At 58.2% G+C, this 18596-nt stretch carries 12 protein-coding genes; 8 read left to right on the top strand and 4 right to left on the bottom strand.

Going from position 1 to position 18596, the window contains the following annotated elements:
• Positions 1–56: 56 nt before the first annotated feature.
• The gene (locus tag C1719_RS13665; RefSeq protein ID WP_102375609.1) at positions 57–1835 is read right to left on the bottom strand and encodes an FAD-binding protein; all 1779 of its coding nucleotides are present in this window, start codon (positions 1833–1835) and stop codon (positions 57–59) included.
• A 258-nt stretch (positions 1836–2093) separates the two neighbouring features.
• Between C1719_RS13665 and C1719_RS16110 the strand changes: the two genes are divergently transcribed.
• Positions 2094–3794: a helix-turn-helix transcriptional regulator gene (locus tag C1719_RS16110; RefSeq protein WP_245874537.1), complete on the top strand. Its 1701-nt coding sequence runs from the start codon at positions 2094–2096 to the stop codon at positions 3792–3794.
• A gap of 114 nt (positions 3795–3908) precedes the next feature.
• Here C1719_RS16110 and C1719_RS13655 read toward each other — a convergent pair whose 3' ends face one another.
• Positions 3909–4463 carry a TetR/AcrR family transcriptional regulator gene (locus C1719_RS13655; protein WP_102375608.1) on the bottom strand — a complete coding sequence of 185 codons (555 nt, stop codon included), beginning with the start codon at positions 4461–4463 and terminating at the stop codon, positions 3909–3911.
• Positions 4464–4718: 255 nt separating this feature from the next.
• Here C1719_RS13655 and C1719_RS13650 point away from each other — a divergent pair, with 255 nt between their 5' ends.
• The 4 genes from C1719_RS13650 (at position 4719) to C1719_RS13635 (ending at position 11301) form a co-directional block, all read left to right on the top strand.
• Complete coding sequence (locus tag C1719_RS13650) at positions 4719–6803, top strand: efflux RND transporter permease subunit (RefSeq protein ID WP_245874536.1); 2085 nt, start codon at positions 4719–4721, stop codon at positions 6801–6803.
• Positions 6800–8578 carry a hypothetical protein gene (locus tag C1719_RS13645; RefSeq protein WP_102375607.1) on the top strand — a complete coding sequence of 593 codons (1779 nt, stop codon included), beginning with the start codon at positions 6800–6802 and terminating at the stop codon, positions 8576–8578. The genes C1719_RS13650 and C1719_RS13645 overlap by 4 nt, the downstream gene beginning before the upstream one ends.
• A gap of 67 nt (positions 8579–8645) precedes the next feature.
• The gene (gene lysA / locus C1719_RS13640; RefSeq protein WP_102375606.1) at positions 8646–10004 is read left to right on the top strand and encodes a diaminopimelate decarboxylase; all 1359 of its coding nucleotides are present in this window, start codon (positions 8646–8648) and stop codon (positions 10002–10004) included.
• A 13-nt stretch (positions 10005–10017) separates the two neighbouring features.
• Positions 10018–11301 carry a homoserine dehydrogenase gene (locus C1719_RS13635; protein WP_102375605.1) on the top strand — a complete coding sequence of 428 codons (1284 nt, stop codon included), beginning with the start codon at positions 10018–10020 and terminating at the stop codon, positions 11299–11301.
• A gap of 55 nt (positions 11302–11356) precedes the next feature.
• On the opposite strand, the gene C1719_RS13630 is transcribed toward C1719_RS13635, so the two are convergent.
• Positions 11357–13699 (bottom strand): FAD-dependent oxidoreductase, encoded by a 2343-nt coding sequence (locus C1719_RS13630; RefSeq protein ID WP_102375604.1) that lies wholly within the window; start codon positions 13697–13699, stop codon positions 11357–11359.
• Positions 13700–13907: 208 nt separating this feature from the next.
• On the opposite strand from C1719_RS13630, the gene C1719_RS13625 reads away from it, so the two are divergent.
• The gene (locus C1719_RS13625) at positions 13908–15449 is read left to right on the top strand and encodes a helix-turn-helix transcriptional regulator (protein WP_180963621.1); all 1542 of its coding nucleotides are present in this window, start codon (positions 13908–13910) and stop codon (positions 15447–15449) included.
• Positions 15450–15469: 20 nt separating this feature from the next.
• Here C1719_RS13625 and C1719_RS13620 read toward each other — a convergent pair whose 3' ends face one another.
• Positions 15470–16282 carry a transglycosylase domain-containing protein gene (locus C1719_RS13620; RefSeq protein ID WP_245874534.1) on the bottom strand — a complete coding sequence of 271 codons (813 nt, stop codon included), beginning with the start codon at positions 16280–16282 and terminating at the stop codon, positions 15470–15472.
• Positions 16283–16543: 261 nt separating this feature from the next.
• Between C1719_RS13620 and C1719_RS13615 the strand changes: the two genes are divergently transcribed.
• Complete coding sequence (locus tag C1719_RS13615; RefSeq protein ID WP_102375601.1) at positions 16544–17194, top strand: HAD family hydrolase; 651 nt, start codon at positions 16544–16546, stop codon at positions 17192–17194.
• 199 nt (positions 17195–17393) lie between these two features.
• A complete protein-coding gene (locus tag C1719_RS15800) occupies positions 17394–18590 on the top strand; it encodes a DUF4190 domain-containing protein (RefSeq protein WP_180963620.1) in 1197 nt (398 codons plus the stop codon).
• Positions 18591–18596 lie beyond the last annotated feature (6 nt).

The following is an 18596-nucleotide window of genomic DNA, read 5'->3' as shown; positions in this document are numbered from 1 at the left end:
GGCGAATCGGCAGGCCATTGCGGAAAGTGCGTTTTCCGGGATCGGCGCGAACGGCCTTATGCTCCAGCCACCAGCTTCACTACGTGTAAAGCCTCGGTCATCGTGCGGCCGCAGGCGAAGCCGTGGAGCTGGTCGGGGTAGCAGCCGCTGAACACGCTGCCCGAGCAATCGCCCGCTGCATAGAGGCCTTCGATCGGATGGCCGGATGTGTCGAGCGCCTGGCAATCTTTGTTGATGCGGATGCCGTCGATGGTGGTGAGCAAGGTGCCGCCGAGCGTTGCGCCGTAAAACGGGGGCGTGCGCAGCTCGGAGAGGCGGTAGGCTTCTTTGCCGAAGTCGGGATCTTCCTGCGCGTCGAAGAGCTCGTTGTAGCGCTTGACGGTTGCGAGGAAGTTCTCCTTCGCTTCGTCTTCGAACCCGAGCAGGTCGGCGAGCTCTTCGATGGTGTCGGCCTTCTGGAGGCGTCCGTCTTCGAGCTGCTTCTCGAAGTATCCGTCAAGGTCGTAGCTGCCGTCATCCTGTTTGTAGGCGAGCACGCCGTTGCGCGTTCCCGCCGAACAGCCGAGCGTGTGGAAGCGCTGCACATCGTCGCCGAAGTTGCTATCCCAAACAGAAACGTACACGCCGCCGGGCTGCTGCGCCGCCGCGTGGGGCAGATAATCGTAGTCGGCCGACTCGTTGGCGAAGCGCTCGCCGTTTAGGTTCACCTTGAGGAAGGGTTGTGTTCCAGGATTGAACTGGCCGTTCGATGGGAACTGCGGATTGCCCGCCTTGATGCTCTCTTCGGTGTAGCCCGCGACCGTACCCGGCGTTACAAGGCCGCGATCGAAGATCATCGTTGCCGAGGTGAGGTCTTTCGCCGCACCGGCCCACATTGCCGCCTTGATGCCGTCGCCGGTGTTGTTCTGGTTGTATCCGAGTGCGGTGACGCTTTGGGTTGTAACGGGGGAGAGCGCGGTGAGCATGTCGGGGTTGGCCGAGTAGCCGCCGGTCGTCAGGAGCACGCCCTTCGCCGCATTGATTTGCACGTAGCCGCCGTCGGTTTCGAAGATCGCGCCGATCACGCGGCCTGTATCGCCGTCTTCGCGGACGAGTTTTGCGAGCTTGTGCCCGTAGGAAACCTCGTGACCAGCTTCTTTGATGTGGTTTTCGAACAGGATGTTGCGCTCTTCGAAGCCGTCGCGTCCGCCGTTCTCATCGGCATAGTGGTGCTCGAACGGGGGAGTGTAGTACGGCGTGCCGCCCATGCCGTCGGGCATGTCGAACTCGTCGGCTATCACGTGGGCACCGGCGGCCGACATGATGCCATCGACGAAGGTGAACATGTCAGCGCTCTCATCCATCCACATTCTGATCAGGCGCTGGTCGCAGTTGCCGTGCGAATAGCGGACGATCTCGCCCATGAGGCGTTGGCGGTCGACGGAGATGCCCTGCTCGGTAAAGGGCGGAGTGTCGAGTGCGGCAAACCAGTGGCGCGTTGCCCCCACCGTTTCGCCTTTCTCGCAGACGATGAAATCAACGCCCTGATCCGCTGCGTATGCCGCTGCGGCCATGCCGCCGTTGCCCGCGCCGACGATGAGCAAGTCGGTCTCGCGCGTTTCGGCGATGTCCCCTTCGGCGATTTCAGGAGCCTGCCCGAGCCAGTTGGCACCCAGGTCGGTGGAGTTCTGGGCGGCTGCGCCCGACGGGTTTGCGGTGGTGCCGTTCGCCTCGCCCGACGCTTGGCTGCTCGGTGCGCAGCCGGCGAGCCCAAGAGCCGCAAGCGCTCCTGCGCCAGCCATGCCGCCTAAGAAGCTGCGGCGCGATATTCCCTGCGTTTGTATGGTTGTTCCCATGTCATCCTCCTTGTGTCTTTTCGCGCAACCGGCGTTGTGCTTCGGTGCGCTTTGACGTTCCGAGATGATGGTATGCCGCTGCTGCGTTGTTCGCACCACCCCCTCTGGGCGGTTTCGAAACCGGGCGTTCACAGGTCGCCTGCTCCCCCCAGTGGGGTGATTTACTTCGAAAAATACGAGGTCAATCACAGAATGCTTGGCTGTGCCACCCTGTTTTGGGCAACTTGTCGTACAATACCCGAGGAGGTGGAGCCGGCCATGGGACACGCAAGCGACCGACTGAGGGAGATTCGCGCAAGCGTCACGCGAGAAACGCTTCTGTGCCTTGCTGCCGTGCTGCTGATGTCGTTTGAGGGGCAGGTTCTCAATTCGAGTCTGTACGCTCATGTTGCAACGTATTTCGGCATTGCGCGAGAGATCAACACGTTTGTCGGCGCGGCGTTCGCCTTCGTTCTTTTCGTTGTTGCGATGCGCAAGCCCTCTCTGCTGGACAAGCGGTTGATTCTGATTGCCACGCTGGGGTGTTTGCTGACATCGACCGTCGTTCTTGAGATGGCAATGCCGCTTGGCAACGGCGCTTTCACCGTTGTCGGCCTGGCTTTCTCGCGCATCGGCTCGCTGAGCGCAATGGCCTTCGTCGCGATAGCCCTCTGCAAGCTGCCTTCGATGCTATCGATAACCGTTGCCGCCGCGGGCGGGCTGTCGCTCGGAGCGGTCGTGCAAGCCTTTATGCCTCTGCTGCCCGTCGAGGCGGGGATCATCGTTGCGGCTCTGTGCAGTGCGATTTCGATCGCGTTGCTGTATCGCCCTGCCAGAGGCGCTCTCGATCGAATTGCAAGCAGAGAGGCGCCGATCGATCTGGAGCTTGCCAACCCCGAATCCTTCTTTGCGCCGACGCACGGCCTGTTTCTCTGCACCCTGCTTTTCAGTGTGGCGTCTGGGTATGCGCTTACGCTGAACGAAGTGGAGCATGCTCCCGCGTTCGTCGATATCATTGCGGTCGTGCTTGTCGGCGTTGCCCTGTGGATGATCCTTTCCCGCGTTTCCGACAAGGAAGACAAGCTCTTTTCATTTTCCTGCTTGCTGGTGATCGCGGGCTTTCTCGTCGCGCCGCTCACGTTCTTTTCGGAGACCGCATCGGCCAATGCGCTCATCCGCATCGGCATCGTGAGCTTCGATATTCTGCTGTGGCTTGTGATTGCGGCGGTGGGCAGGCGAAATGCCCTTGCTCTTCTGCCGACGTTCGCGCTTCTGCGCTGCATGAAGGCGATCGGCACGAATGTGGGCGCGATCGTCGGGCATACCTCGAACGACCTGATCGGAGTCGATAGCCAGCCTGCTGCCATCATGGCATCGATCGTGCTCTTTGCTTTCGTTGCGTTTCTCTGGATCGGATTCAGGAAGTTCAGCTTCGTCGATGCCATCAAAGGGATCGTTGAGGTTGGCGTAAGGACTGTTGAAGACGGGCGCCCATCATCGCTTGCGAGCAGGAGCGCCTCTGACGAAAAAGCCGCCGAAAAGGGCAAAGCGCTTTCGGGGGGAGGCGATCGTGCGGCTGCGGGCGACGGTGGGGTTGCGGATGGCGTCATGGCTGCGGGGGGCGGCACGGCCATCGCCGACGGTGCGACTGCCGGCGATGAGGCCGCTGATGCACCGCCGTCGATTACTCGAGGAGACGGGTGCGCAGGGGACTTATTCGTCGGCGAGCGTGATGGGACCGACTCGGGAATTCCCGATACCATCGAGGCGCGCTGCTCGAGACTGGGTGCCGAGTGCGGGTTGACCGAACGCGAGACCGAGATATTCGCCATGCTTGCCCGCGGCCGCAACGGCAGGTTCGTCATGGAGCACTACGTCGTTTCGCGCAACACGGTGAAAAGCCACGTCAAGCATATCTATGCAAAGCTCGATGTCCACTCGCAGCAGGAGCTCATCGATCTCGTCGAACACGCCGAGTAGGACTGGATCCCATCGCCTGTCGCCTTATCTGCCTCCTCGCTTCCGATCGGCGCTTGCCGCGACGTCGGTGTACCCGGTATCCGCTGTCACGCCTGCCGGATTGGCGCCTTCGCCTTACAGCGCCGCCAGACCGCTGTTGGCCATTTTCTCGATGAAGCGCGCGATGTCCTCGGAGCCCTCTTTCATGCCCGATTGTACCCACGAGCGAATTATCGCAAGGCATCCGTTTGCCATGAACGTATAAAAACGACTGAGCTCAGAGCTTGTCAAATCGGGTCGCGTCCGGCTCCACATGGCGATGCTTCTCTCGCGGAACGTATCGACGATGCGCAGCAGCAGATCGGGATCGCTGTATTCTCCGAAGAACGCCATGCAGAGCTTCTCGTTTTGCGCGATGATCGTGCAGATGTCTTTGCTGAAGGCCTCGAGAGATCCTCCGTTGATCGTTGTGCTCAGCGAGTGCATGATGGTCTGCGCCAGATCGCGCTCTATCTCTTCGTACAGTGCGTAGATGTCGGTGTAGTGGGAGTAAAAGGTGGCTCGATTGACGCCCGCCCGATCGCAGAGTTCTTTGACGGTAATTTTGCTTACGGGTTTTTCTTGCATGAGGTCGAAGAAGCTGTCGCGAAGCATCATCTTCGTAAGGCGCACGCGGTGGTCTTGCTTCATGGGGTTCCTGCCTTAGCGCTTTCGGATTGTGCATTTTTCGTTCGATAGACAACAGATCGGGGTCGAATGTTGGTTTGCTGACACTTCTCAATCATTTATCGGTTGATGAATCGCCATGATGCAATATAACTATAACCGCGTAAGATAATCAACACCGTGTTGCCAACGAGTTGCATGTTTGCCGAATCAGGCGGGCTTCGGATGCGGGATGCCGAATGCATGCATTGTTGGCGGCAGCAAAGGACATCGACTGCCGTGGACCGTTTTGCATCGTTCGTCATCGACCATAAGAAGCCGATCGTTTGGCTGACGATCGCCCTTGCCCTCATCGGCACGGTGATGACGTTTTTGGTGCCGATCAACTACAACCTTTCCGATTACCTTCCCGAATCGACCGAATCGATGCGCGCCGTCGATACGATGGAGGACGAGTTCGGGATGGCGGTTCCCAATGCCCGCGTGATGATCGACGATGTGGGCATCACCGAGGCGCTCGAATACAAGGAGCTGCTCGCCGCGGCGGCGGGCGTCGATAACGTCATGTGGCTCGACGACGTGGCCGATTTGAGCATACCCATCGAGATGCTCGATGCCTCCATGGTGGATCAGTACTACAAGGACGGCCATGCGATCTTCGATGTGACCATCGCTTCGGGTCGGGAATCGGAGGCGGTTGACGCCATCTATTCCATCATCGGCGAGGGCGGCCATGCTTCGGGACAGGCGGTCAGCACCGCCGAGATGAAATCGATGACCATAACCGAAGTCGTCAACGGCATACTCATCCTCGTGCCTCTCATCCTCGTCGTTCTCGTCTTGTCGACGACTTCGTGGATCGAACCTATCCTGTTTCTGCTCGCCATCGGCGTTTCGGTGCTCATGAACATGGGATCCAATCTGTTCATGGGCGAGGTGTCCTTTATCGCGTTCATGGTCGCCCCCGTGCTGCAGCTTGCGGTTTCGCTTGATTATGCGATCTTTCTGCTCCATGCGTTCCAGCGGTTCAGAGAGACCGAACCCGATGCGAAATCGGCCATGCGCGCCGCTATGAAGAAGAGCTTCTCTTCGATCGCGGCTTCGGCGGCGACGACCTTCTTCGGATTTGCGGCACTTTGTTTCATGCAGTTCCAGATTGGCATGGATCTTGGGTTGGCGCTGGTGAAGGGCATCGTCCTTTCATTCTTATGCGTGGTGGTGTTCCTTCCCGCCTTCACTTTGATGGCGTATAAGCTGATCGACAAGACGCATCACCGCCGATTCCTCCCGACGTTTCGCAATGCGGGTAAGTACCTCGCGCCGCTGCGCATCCCCGTTTTCCTCATCGTCATCGCGCTCATCGTGCCGTGCTTTCTGGCTCAGTCGAACACGCAGTTCACCTATGGCATGGGATCGGTTGAGGGCAGCCAGACGCGCGCTTCGGTTGACGCGCGGGCCATCGAGGATACGTTCGGGCAGGCCGAAGCTACGGTCGTGCTCGTTCCCAACAACGATATGGCCCGTGAATCTGCGCTTGTTGCCGAGCTCGAGCAGATCCCCCATGTGACATCGGTCCTCTCGTATACGAACACCGTCGGCATGACGATCCCCGTCGAGTTCCTCGACGATGCGATAACGAGCCAGTTCTACTCGGACCATTACGCCCGCATCGTCGTGTATGCAGATACGGAAAACGAAGGCGACGAGGCGTTTGGTGTGGTCGAGCAGATTCGTGCGAAATCGACGGAGTATTACGGTGACGAGAGCCTCTCGGCCGGGTACGCGACGAGTCTCTACGACATGCGCGATGTCGTTACCGTTGACAACCAGGTGACGAACCTTATCGCCATCTGCGCGATCATCCTCGTATTGGTGTTGACGTTCAAATCCGCAACGCTGCCGGTTATCCTGCTTGCGACCATCGAATCGGCCATCTTCATCAATCTGGCTGTGCCGTATTTAACGGGCGATTCGCTCAACTACCTCGGATTCCTCGTCATCAACACCGTGCAGCTTGGGGCTACGGTCGATTACGCCATCTTGTTCACCGATAACTACCGGAAAAACCGCCAGGCGATGGAAGTGAAGCCCGCGCTTGCGAAAACACTCGGCGATACGTTCTTCAGCATCCTCGTGTCGGCAAGCATCCTATCGATGACGGGAGCCGTGCTTTGGCTCACGTCAAGCAACAACATCGTATCGGTGCTCGGCCTGCTTTTGTGCCGGGGCACGTTGCTCTCGTTCTTCCTCGTCGTCACGTTTTTACCCGGTGCGCTGCGCATTTTCGACAAGGTTATCGGCAAAACCACCTGGCGCGCCAATTTTTTCGACCCGCGAGCCTCGCATAAGGAGGAATCGTCATGAACGATGCCAAGAAAACAAACCGTTTGCTGCGGATAGCTCTTTCCGGATCGCTTGCGATCGCGCTGTCTTTCGGGGCGCTGGGCGTATCGTCGCTCAAAAGCGCCGGGGCTGAGGAGAAAGGCCGATCCGGTGTTGCCGGCCAAGCCGAATCAGCGGACGGCTCAACCGGCTTGCCTGGCGAGGGATCCTCGGCGGCAAGCGGCTCTGGTCAGAACGCAACGCCCAAAGACGAAGTGGTCTATGCTCGCCTGGCGGGCGACGGATCGGTGGATAGCATCTACGTCGTCAACGTGCTCAACCCCGAGAAGCCGGGGGAAGTAACCGACTACGGCGATTATTCGGCGGTCACGAACCTCACCGATACCGGCGCAATCGAGCAGTCGGGCGATGCGGTGACGGTTGACGTGACGGGCGAATCGTTGAGCTATCAGGGAGATCTGGCGTCGAAGAACCTTCCGTGGGAGGTGTCGGTGGCGTATTCTCTCGACGGCAAGGCGATCGATGCGTCCGAACTCGGCGGCAAGAGCGGCAAGCTCGAGGTGGAGATAGAAACCAAGCGAAGCGATGCGGTCGATGCCGTGTTCTTCGAGAACTACTTGCTGCAGATCACGCTCGTATTCGCTTCCGACAAGTCGAGCAACGTCGCAGCGCCCGACGGTCAGATTGCGCTTGCCGGTTCGAACACGCAGGTAACGTTTACGGGAATGCCCGGCAAGGATGGTTCGTTTGCGGCTACGGCCGATGTGACCGATTTCGAGATGGACGGCGTCAGCCTTGCGGCCGTGCCGTTTTCCATGGTGATCGATTCGCCTGACAAAGGGGATCTGCTTTCGGGTTTCACGCAGTTGTCCGATGGCGTCGGGCAGCTTTCCGACGGAGCGTCGCAGCTTGCGAGCGGCGCGCAGAGCCTCTCTTCGGGCGCAGGCGAGATGGCTTCGGGCATCTCCGGCATTGCCGACGGCGTTTCGGGCATTGCTTCGGGTGCGAGCGATTTGGCTTCGGGAACGTCCTCGATCGCAAGCGGTCTTGAGGCGTATCAGCAGGCGCTCGAAGGCCAGGCGCAGCAGTCCCAGGGATCGGTTATCGATACGAGTGCGCAACGGCAGGCTTACCAGACCGCGCTGCAGACCTACGTTGCGGCATTTGCCGTGGCCTACCATGATGCGAATCCCGATGCGACAAGCCAGGAAGCGGCGATGGGCGCGGCCGGGCAGGCTACGGCTGCCCAAGCGGGGGAATTGCAGCAGGCGTTCGAGGCTCTCGTTGCCGTCGAGGCGGCCAACGCAGCGTATACGGCCGTCTCCCAATCGCTTTTCGCCGCCGCATCGGGGCTCGGCTCTGCCGATGATCCGAACGGGTTGGTGGGCGGCATCAAGGCGCTGGCCCTTGGGGCGTCGTCGCTTGCTTCTGGCGCCGATGAGCTTGCGGGCGGAGCGGCGAGCGCGGCGGCGGGCGCGAACTCGCTTTCGTCGGGTGCGGGCGATCTGGCGGGCGGTGCAGGCGAGCTAGCCGATGGAACCAGTAGCCTTTATACGGAGATTCAAGCGATGCCCGATACAGTAAGCGAAGAAATTGATACGATGATCGCCGAATACAGTAAAAGCGATTTCGAGCCGACAAGTTTTACCAGTTCGAAAAACACCGATGTTACACTGGTGCAGTTCGTAATGGCCACCGAGCCCATCGTTGCACCCGAGCAGGACGAACCCGAACCCGAAATGGAAGAAGGGTCGTTCTGGGACCGCTTTTTAGCGTTGTTCGGCATCGGCAACTAGATTGGCGACGGTCGGCCTTGAAGGCGAGGCGGTTAAGCTCAGCCGCCTACGAGGAAAGAGGAACCCCATGGCCCTACCCGCAGCCGACCTGAATAAGAAGGCCGACAACAAAACGACGATGGAGCTCGGGCACGTGCTGCCCATGACCGCCGAAGTAAAGGGCGATCATCTCTACATTGGCGGCGTCGACATGGTCGAACTCGCTCGCGAGCAGGGAACCGCCCTGTACGTGATGGATGAGGCCGACATGCGCCATCGCATGGAGACGTACTTGACGGCGTTTCGCAGCCGCTACGAGAATTCCGACGTTGTATTCGCAAGCAAGGCGTTCATCAACAAGGCGGCGGCGAGGATCGTCGCCGAAGAAGGTCTGTGCCTCGACGTTTCGGGCGGTGGCGAGCTGGCCGTTGCGCGCGCGGCGGGCTTTCCGATGGACAAGGTGTTCGTCCACGGCAACAACAAGACGCCCGTCGAGCTTCGTGAGGCTATCGAAGCGGGTGTGGGATGCATCGTGATCGATTCGCGCATCGAACTCGACCGCGTGTCGAAGATCGCCGGCGAGCTCGGAGTGACGCAGAGCATCTACATGCGCATCACGCCGGGTGTCGAAGCCGATACCCACGAGTACATCCGCACCGGTTGCGAGGATTCGAAATTCGGTTTCACCATGCGCGAGGATTGGGCTTTCAACTGCGTGAAGGACGTGCTTGCAGCTCCTAACGTGCGGCTTGCGGGAATCCACATGCACATCGGCTCGCAGATATTCGCGCTCCATTCGTTCAAGGAGGCCATCAAGGTGATGGTCGAGCTTATGGCGCGCATCGAAACCGAGTACGGCTACAGGATCGAAGAGCTTGACGTGGGCGGCGGTTTGGGCGTGGCGTACCTGGCCGAGGACGAGCCTTCCACGATCGATGATTTTGCCGAATGCGTGACGAGTGCGGTGAGAGAGTATTGCGCCGAGTTCGGCGTTGCTCTTCCGCGCCTGCTCACCGAGCCGGGTCGCAGTCTTGTTGCAAATGCGGGCGTGACCCTCTACACCGTGGGTATCCTGAAGACTCTGCCCGGTATTCGCAAATACGTTGCGATCGACGGCGGCATGTCCGACAATATCCGCACGGCGCTCTACCATGCGGAATACGAGCCGGTCATCGCCAACAAAGCGGATCAACCTCGCACCGAGATCGTCACGCTTGCAGGCAAGCACTGCGAAAGCGGCGATGCGGTGGTTGTCGACATGCCGATCCAGCATCCCGATCTCGGCGATATCGTGTGCGTGTTCGGCACGGGCGCTTACTGTTACACTATGTCGAACAACTACAACGGGCAGCCGCGCCCCGCGATCGTTTTCGTGAAAGACGGCGAGGCTCGCGTGACCACGCGGCGCGAGACCTACGAAGATCTGATGGCGTGCGATCTGGACTAAGGGAGACAACGTTATGGCTGTGAAACTCGGATTGGTTGGCACCGGCACCGTCGGCGGCGGCTGCATCGAGATACTGAAGAACCACAAGCAGGCGTTTTTGCGCCACTACGGCATCGACGTAGAGCTGGTGCGCGTGTGCTCGCGCAACCCCGAGCAGGCGATCGAGCACGGGGTGGAGGATATTTTTACCCAGGATTACACCGATATCGTGAATGATCCTGAGATCGACATCGTCATCGAGCTCATCGGCGGCACGACGGTCGCCAGGAACGTGGTGCTCGAATCGCTCAAGGCCGGCAAGAACGTTGTCACGGCCAACAAAGCCCTTATGGCAACCTACGGCGAAGAGGTTATGGCCGCCGCAGCCGATGCCGGCAAGGAAATCGCGTTCGAGGCAAGCGTGGGCGGCGGCATTCCCATCATCGATCCGATGAAGCATTCTCTCATTGCAAATCGCATCGACACCGTGATGGGCATCGTGAACGGCACGACCAACTACATGCTTACCCGTATGGCCGAAGACGATATGCCCTATGACGAAGTTCTCGCCGAGGCGCAGGCGAAAGGTTTCGCCGAGGCCGACCCGACGGCGGATGTCGATGGACTCGATGCAGCTGCCAAGATCGCGATTCTTGCATCCATCGCATTCAACTCGCGCGTGACCATCGACGACGTATACGCCGAGGGTATTCGCAACATCACGCCGCTCGATCTTGAAATCGCAAAGGACATGGGCTATTGCGTAAAGCTTCTGGCGCATGCCCATCGCACCGAAGAGGGAATCGACGTGCGCGTGCATCCCACCATGCTTCCGCTCGACCACCAGCTTTCCACGGTCAATGGCGTGTTCAACGCCATCTTCGTTGTGGGCGATGCCGTTGGCGAGACCATGTTCTTCGGCGAGGGAGCCGGATCGGGTCCTGCGGCAAGCGCTGTGATGGGCGACGTGCTGGAGGTGGCGCGCCATATCCAGATGGGCATTCCGCCGATTGTCGGATGCACCTGCACCGATGCGATTCCCATCGTGCCGATGGAGAATCTGAAGACCAAGTACTACATCCGCTTTGCCGTGGCAGACCGCTCAGGCGTGCTCGCCGCAATGGCGGGCGTGTTCGCCGATCATAACGTGAGCGTGCATTCGGTCATTCAGCGCGGCAAAAAGGATGCGGGAACCGTCGATTTGACGTATGTGACCCACACCGCCCGTGAGAAGAGCGTCCGCGCCGTGCTCGCCGACATCGCGAAGCTCGATGACGTGTTACGCGAAGAGCCTTCGGTCATCCGCGTGGAGGATTAAGCCGTTCCGATGGCGAAAGCGGCCCGAAGATTCGGGCCGCTTTTTGCGTTGTGCGTTATTTGCCGAGGTAATCCTTGATGTATTCGATAGACATCATTCCGCTTGTCAGCGCGTAGCCGCAAGTTGCTCCCACGTAGTCCGTGTACGGGTAGGAGAAATATCCGCCGCTGTCTTGGCCTGCAACGAACAGACCTGCGGGGGATGGCTTGTTTTCTTCGCCGATGGCTTGCAGATGATCGTTCACTTTGATTCCGTTAAAGGTGCCGTCAATCGGCGATATCACTCGAACCGCATAAAACGGGCCTTCGTCGAGGCGGTGCAAAAGCTCGGGTCTTTTGCCAAACAGCGTATCTTCGCCTGAAGAGATAACCGCTTGGTAGTCGGCGAGCGTTCTTTCGTAGGTGCCGGGATCGAAGCCCGCCAATTCGCCGAGTTCCTCAAGCGTGTCGGCTTTCCATGCTTGGTTGTGTTCGAGGGCAGCATCCATTTCATCTTGCAGGGTGTAGTAGGAGGGGACGAGGATTCTCTCACGCATTTTATACTCTGCTATGATGTCTTCTCCGAGTATGTCGTGCACCCCGCTGTTAAGCAGCTTGTCAAAATCGTTCTGGGTGAAAATAATGTAGCTGGATCCGACTCGGCGCATTGCCGATGCTCCTCGGGCGAGGGCATGGGTTATGCAGAACGTTTCGTTCATGTATCGCGCTCCGGCGGAATCGACCATGAGAAAACCGGTCTGGTTGAGGAATTTCATGTACCCGGCATAGAAGTCGAGCACGTCGTTACTGCAGAACTCCGCAAGATGCGGCGAGACTTCCGTTGATAGAACGGCGCCAACTTCTCGGCACATCGAAATGCCGTCGCCTGTGTTTGTGGCTACTCCGTTCAGATAGAAGTCCGACGAGCCGAGAATTTCGTTTTGCATGCTTTTGTTTCCGCCGAAACCGCCTGTGCAGACGAGCACTGCGGACGAGCTGATGCGCACCGTCGTTCCGTCCTGCTTTGTCGCGGAGATGCCCCGGACGGTCCCGTTTTCGACTATAAGCTCCTCAGCCTTCGTGTTTAGCAGCAGCGTTGCGCCTCCGGGGATGATGTAGTTATCCCACAGCAGCTGGAATTTTTCGGTGCCTTTTCCGTAATCGTGCGCGATGCTCGTCCCCGATGTTTCTTTGGGAGCCGAAAATCCTTTATGGCCGCATTCGTCCCAATGAGCTTGAAGCCAGTCGATCATTTCACCGGAATGATCGAGTACGTTGTAGACGAGGCTTGCGTCGCTTTTCCAGTAGCAGTAATCCATCATGTTGGAAAACACTTCTTCTACGGTGACGTGGTTGCCGACTTGCGCGTCGAGTTTGCTTCCCACGGCTAGCGCCCCGGTTGCGCAGGAGCCTTCCCCTGATATTCGGGCCGTTTTTTCGACCACCACCACGCGCAGGCCTTCTTCGACGGCTTTGAGAGCGGCGGTTGATCCGGCGGTTCCCCCGCCGACTATGCAGAGATCCGCCTCGTAAGACTCCTCTTTCGGTTCGTGGTTGGTTGCTTTAGCGAATCCGGCTAGACTGGCACCTGCTTCCGCGAGCGCTTTTGCCGTTGCTGCCGTGATGGCGGCGGCGGTCAGGGTGGAACCCGTTACGGTGTCGACGAAAACGGATTGCTGTTCTACGACGTCTTTCGGTATCCTTTCGGTTGCAGGCTCGAAAAACCCGGGAGTATCGGAGCACGAGGCTACCTCGATCGAAACGATGCTCGTTTCGTCGACGGTTACTTTGACTTGGGTTGGCTCGATGGTCGCGGGGCATCCGAACCGCTCGCCTTCGATGCTTCCCTTTTTCCATTTCCCATAAGCTTCCCCTGTGTACGTGCCGGGCGCCATGGACTGAGCTATGCTCTGCGGATCAAAATGGTTGAGCTGATTGGGATTGGCCCCTGCTTGCTTGATCGCATCCGTTACTCCGGCGATAACCGCCTGGGAGGACAGGGTCGCCCCCGATACCGTATCGACATCGATTGATTGGGTGTCGATTATGACTTGGGGAAGAACGTTGAGGGGGATGTAGCTGATATCCTCGGTTTCCGAGTGACTCGTCACCTCGATGCTGTCGATGCGGTCCTTGGAAAAGGTAACCGACATCTCGATGGTTCCGTGTTTTCCTTCGGCTTGCGCTTGATACGTGCCTGGCGTGTAGCTGACGGGGCCCGACTTCGCATCGGATTGTTGGGAAGCGCATCCGGAAAGCCCGGCCAGGCCGCCCATGCCGAGCAGGCCTATGCCGGCCATCCCGGCAGCTCCTTTGAGAAATTCCCTTCTTCCGAAGCACATCGATGTCGACGGTTCGCCGGCGGAATCCGGCACCTCGTTACCCATGTCCTTTCTTTCTGCTGTTTGCTGTTGGCTCATGGCCCCTCCTTGATTCGGTTTGGACAGGCTCTTGATTTTCGGGCAAAGGCGAAAAGTGCTCTTCCCATGAGGGTGGTGGGAAGCCTGTTTCCTCTCACCATTTATATGTTATTTTCAGCATCCTCGTGTAACTTAGTGGGTTCGAGCCGATTGATTTTGCTGTGGTTTTGCTATACCGTTCCTTATGTATAGGGCGGGGGTTTTCGGTATGGTTAATCTCGAATCGACTTCGCGGGATGCGCAGGCGGATTTGCAGGTTCGGTCTCTTGAGGCAACGTGCTTTTCGCTTCGAACGTTCATCTCGGTGGCAGTTGGGATGGCTTTTTTCTGGCAATTTTTCAGGCATGCTAATCTGGCGAATCTTTTCGATCTGTCGGCTGTTGGGGCTGTGCCCGAAATCGAGATGTGGGTTCCCGTCTACTATGGTGCTCTGCTGCTTATCGCCGTCGCCGCTTTGTTTCCAGCAGTGGTTCGCCGTTTGGAAACGAAATCTGCCGTGACGCTGGTTTCGGTTCTCGCATCGGCTTCGTCGGGCTTGCTTTTGGTTCTGAAGGTGTTCGTGGATCGCGATAGCGATTTGCTTTACGTCGTTAGCCTGCTCGCGGCAATTGCCTTTGCGGTATCGTTTGTGGCCTTGACCCTGTCGTGGGCAAGTTGCTGTAAAAACCTTGCAGGTTTGGATGCGAAAGGGGTTGTGTACTGTCTTTGCGTTTCATCGTTGGTAAGCCTGGTCGTTTCGTTCGGCCTTTTCTCCCTTTCGCCGATCCCCGAGGTTTTCCCCGCCATCGTTCCTTTGGCATCGGCTGTCCCGCTGCTGTATGTAAGATCTTCGATTGCGGGCGAGCTGCAGAACGGTTCTAGGCCGGTGGGGCCTCGTCGGGAGTTGCCTTCTCGCCGAATGGCGGCTCCAAGGGGCCTTGTGGTTGTTCTGGTCATCCTCCTGGTCATCGCTGTTTGCGTGAAAGGCTTGTACGACACGCTTGTCGTGAACAGCTTCGAAACGGGCCTTTACCTCAAGCACTTCATAACCATTGTCGAACTTGCGGGCATCATGGCGATTTGCTTGCTTTCGGTGAGGATGGAGCGGGTTGCCTTTCTGGGATGGTTCGTATTGGCAGGCGGCTTGGTTTCCGGGCTGGTCATGATTTCGCTGTCTGATTCCGACTTGTTCCTCCAGGTGGGGTTAGGAACGATCACCGCGGCTCGTACTTGCTTTGAAGTTTTCGTGTTCAGCTTGGTTGCGGCAGCCATGGGAAAGAGCCCTTTGTCGCGAACGATGCTTCTGCTCCTCGTGATTCCCGAAGCGGCATCGTGCTTGTTCGGGTATTTTGCGATACCGACCGCCTTGCTTGCCGCCGGCTTCACCGTGTTGCCGACGGTTGGTTTCATTTCTTTGGGCCTCGGTGTCGCCGTTGCGGTGTGCTCGTTTTTCGTTGCGAGCTTTCTTGCGCTTAAGGGAATCGACGCTACCGCCGACGTCTCGAAAAGGGATTCCGTGATTGGCGCGACCGAGGCGCGATCTGAAGCTCGACTCGACTGCATAGCTTCGGAATACGGGCTAACTCCTCGAGAACGGGAGATTGCCGAATACGTATTCCGGGGGTATAGCGCAAAACGCATAGCCGAACTTCAGTATCTTTCTCTCAACACGGTGCAAAGCCACACGAAGAACCTCTATCGCAAGATCGGCATTCATTCCCGGCAGGATCTCATAGATCTCGTCGACGAGGGAGTCGATGAGATCGCGTAGCCTTTGCGTTGCCGCGCCGGTCATGCAGCCTGTGCGATCTCCTGCGATTCTTCTGCGGTGATGATCTTGTATTTCACCATCTGGCGAAGAACCTGCTGCTGGCGTTCAGCGGCAAGCTCGGGGTTTTCCGTTGGCGCGTAGGCGGAGGGCGCGTTGGGCACCCCCGCGAGCAGGGTCGCCTCGTAGTCGGTTAGCTCAGAAGGCTCTTTCCCGAAATAGCCCACGCTTGCATCGTGGATGCCGTAGTAGCCGTTTCCGAAGTAGATGGAGTTCACGTACAGTTCGAGTATCTTTTCTTTCGAAAGGCTCCGTTCGATGTCGAAGGCCATGAGCACTTCGGCGACTTTGCGTTCGAGTTCGCGTGCCTGCGTGAAGTATTCGTTTTTCGCAAGCTGCTGGGTGATGGTGCTTCCTCCTTCGACGAACGCCCCCGCCTTCAGATCGTTTATCAGGGCGCGGCCGGTTGCGATTGCATCGAATCCGGGATGCAGGTAGAAACGGTGATCCTCGACGGCGATGACTGCCTCGAGGTACTTCTCGGGAAGCTTGTCGATGGTCGTGTATCCGGGTGTGGCTTCTATCTGTTCGGCCATGGCGCCGACGCTCGTGGCCTCAACCGCCTCGCTGTACATGGAGTAGCCGCGCGATACGTAAAACGCCACCGCGCAGAAGGCGAGTATTCCGATGATCAGAAGCAGTTTTCCGAGAATCGAACTGATTGACCGGTCCTCATGTCGAGGTGCGGCGACTACGCGCCTGGAGCGCATGGCGCTGCGATAGGGGGTGGGGGCGTTGTACCCGGTAGTACGTATGCTGCTGTGCGCGCTATTCATGGTAGTCACCTGCCGTTCTCTGCTCGTTTTCACTGGAATCAGCATAGCGCGACTACCTTGCGGGTACCTTACAGGGTGCTTATGAATGTCTTACACTTTTGTAAGAGAAGGGAAATACCTGTTGAGAAGGTAGGGACTGCAAAAAAGGAGCGGTTCTTTTTCGGTTGCATCGCGCAGGTTTCGTTTCTCTTGCGGAAAACGCGGCATCGGACCGTCGATTTGGTATCCTTTTTGCGAATGGTAACCTCAGAAGGAGTATTAATGGCGATCGGTGCGGTGTTTGACTGCGACGGAACGTTGCTGGATTCGATGGAAGCATGGCATATCGTGCAGAGCGATTTGGCCCGACATACGGGCATTGTTTCAACCGATGAGCTCACAGTTGAGCTCAGCCCCATGACGATCCCCGAAGCGGGGGCCCATCTGCATGCGAAGTACGGAGTAGGCATCGATGCCGACGATGTCGTCTCGATGATCGACGAGGGTATGCTCAAATATTACCGAACCCAGGCGAAGCCTCGTCTCGGCGCGCTCGAATTCGTCAAGGCCCTATTCGATTCGGGGGTTCATTGCAGCGTTGCCTCATCGAGCCCGCAGTCGTATCTGCAGGCGGGTCTCGAACGCGCGGGGTTCGCTCCGTATCTCGATGCCATCGTATCGGTTGACGATGTGGGGGCGTCCAAGCGCGAGCCAACGGTGTTCAACCAAGCATGCAAGCTCATGGGCACGCAGATTTCGAAAACCTGGGGATTCGAGGATTCCTTGTACGCCCTGCGTACCCTTAAACGTGCGGGCTACAAGACGGTGGGGGTCTACGATAACGATTTGGCAGGCACCTTCGACGAGCTTTCGGAGATCGCCGATGTGGCCGTGCGATCGTTCGACGAACTCGATCCGAAGTTTTTCGCGTGATGATCAGAGGGACCGCCGATCATCACGGATCTTTTCAAGCCGTGGGGGTCCGCCTCGATTTTTGCAAGTAGTTCAACGCTGTGTAACTTGTTAGTTCTGGCGTTTGCTATACTGGGTAAATCCTAGTATGCGGATATCATTAAATATGATCAATCCGTAAATACATGACCAACGGTCTCATTTAATTCAAGGAGGAACGATGGCCGAAGAGAACAACGTAAACCCGAACGGGATACCCGAGCAGCAGCCGTCTGCCCCGGAAACTCCCGCTCCCGATCAGGCTTCTGCCGCCGCTCCGCAGTCCGAGACCCAGCCGGTTTCCGCCGATCAGTACACGGCGCCCGAGCCGCCTGCTCCTGGGCAAACCAATCAGTATGCCGCGCCGCAGCAGCCGACCCCGGGCCAGTATGCTGCTCCCCAGCAGCCCACGCAGGCCATGCCCAATGCATATCAAGCCCAGCCTGGACAGCAGCCTCCCATGGGCTATGGCTACCAGGGCGGCTACGGTACGCCTCAACCTCCGACATCCGCTCCGGTTGGTCCCGGCAGCGGGAAAGCGCTCGGTGCGCTGATCTGCGGCATCTGTTCTATCGTGTTTTCCGGAACGGTAATCATCAGTATCATTTTGGGCATCGTCGCAATCGTGCTCGCTTCGCAGTATGTCAAATCGTTCGGTAAAGACGGCAAGGCGACGGGCGGAAAGGTGTGCGGCGTAATCGGCATCGTCTTCTCGATCCTCATGCTGATCATCTACATCTTCTCGGGCATCTTGGTGGCTGCGGCAATCAACGAATACGGCAGTTCATCCGGCCCTTCGTATTCCTATTCGTACGACAGCGGATCGTCTTCGTCTAACGACTCGAGCACCGCAACGCCGACCGATGCCGATGAGCAGGCTGCCATCGCGGCTGCGAGCGCTGTGCTCGACGAGCTGAAGAACCCCACCGATGCCGACATCAACGAGATGGCTGCCGGCCTTGACGAGGGATTCGCTTCGTCTTCGGGTCTTGAGAGCCTGAGCGATATCGGCGTCGATCCCAAAGAGTTCTCGCAGTGGCTGTTGTCCGACCTTACCTACGAGATCGACGATGCGTTCGTGTACAGCGACGGTACCGGCACGGTGTACGCCGATGTGACGACGAAAGACTACTACGAGTTCATGAGCATCTTCTCCGATAACGTCGACGCCTTCGTTGCGAGCGACGAGATCGCGAACATCGCCGATGAGGCGGCGGCCAACGCCAAGATCGGCGAACTGCTGAAAGACGCGATGGCTCAGACGGGCACCACCGAAAGCTTCGTATCCATCGAGGTTGTCAAGAGCGGCAGCACCTGGGTTGTCGATAGCGACTCGCTCGAAGACCTCGCCCAGAGCATCTTCGGGATCTACTACTAAGCTTCT

Origin of the sequence: Raoultibacter massiliensis, assembly GCF_900199545.1 — a bacterium.
In the GTDB taxonomy this organism is placed as follows: Bacteria; Actinomycetota; Coriobacteriia; order Coriobacteriales; family Eggerthellaceae; genus Raoultibacter; species Raoultibacter massiliensis.
The sequence above is the reverse complement of the archived record's forward strand: the minus strand, read 5'-3'. Positions and strand labels throughout refer to the sequence as shown.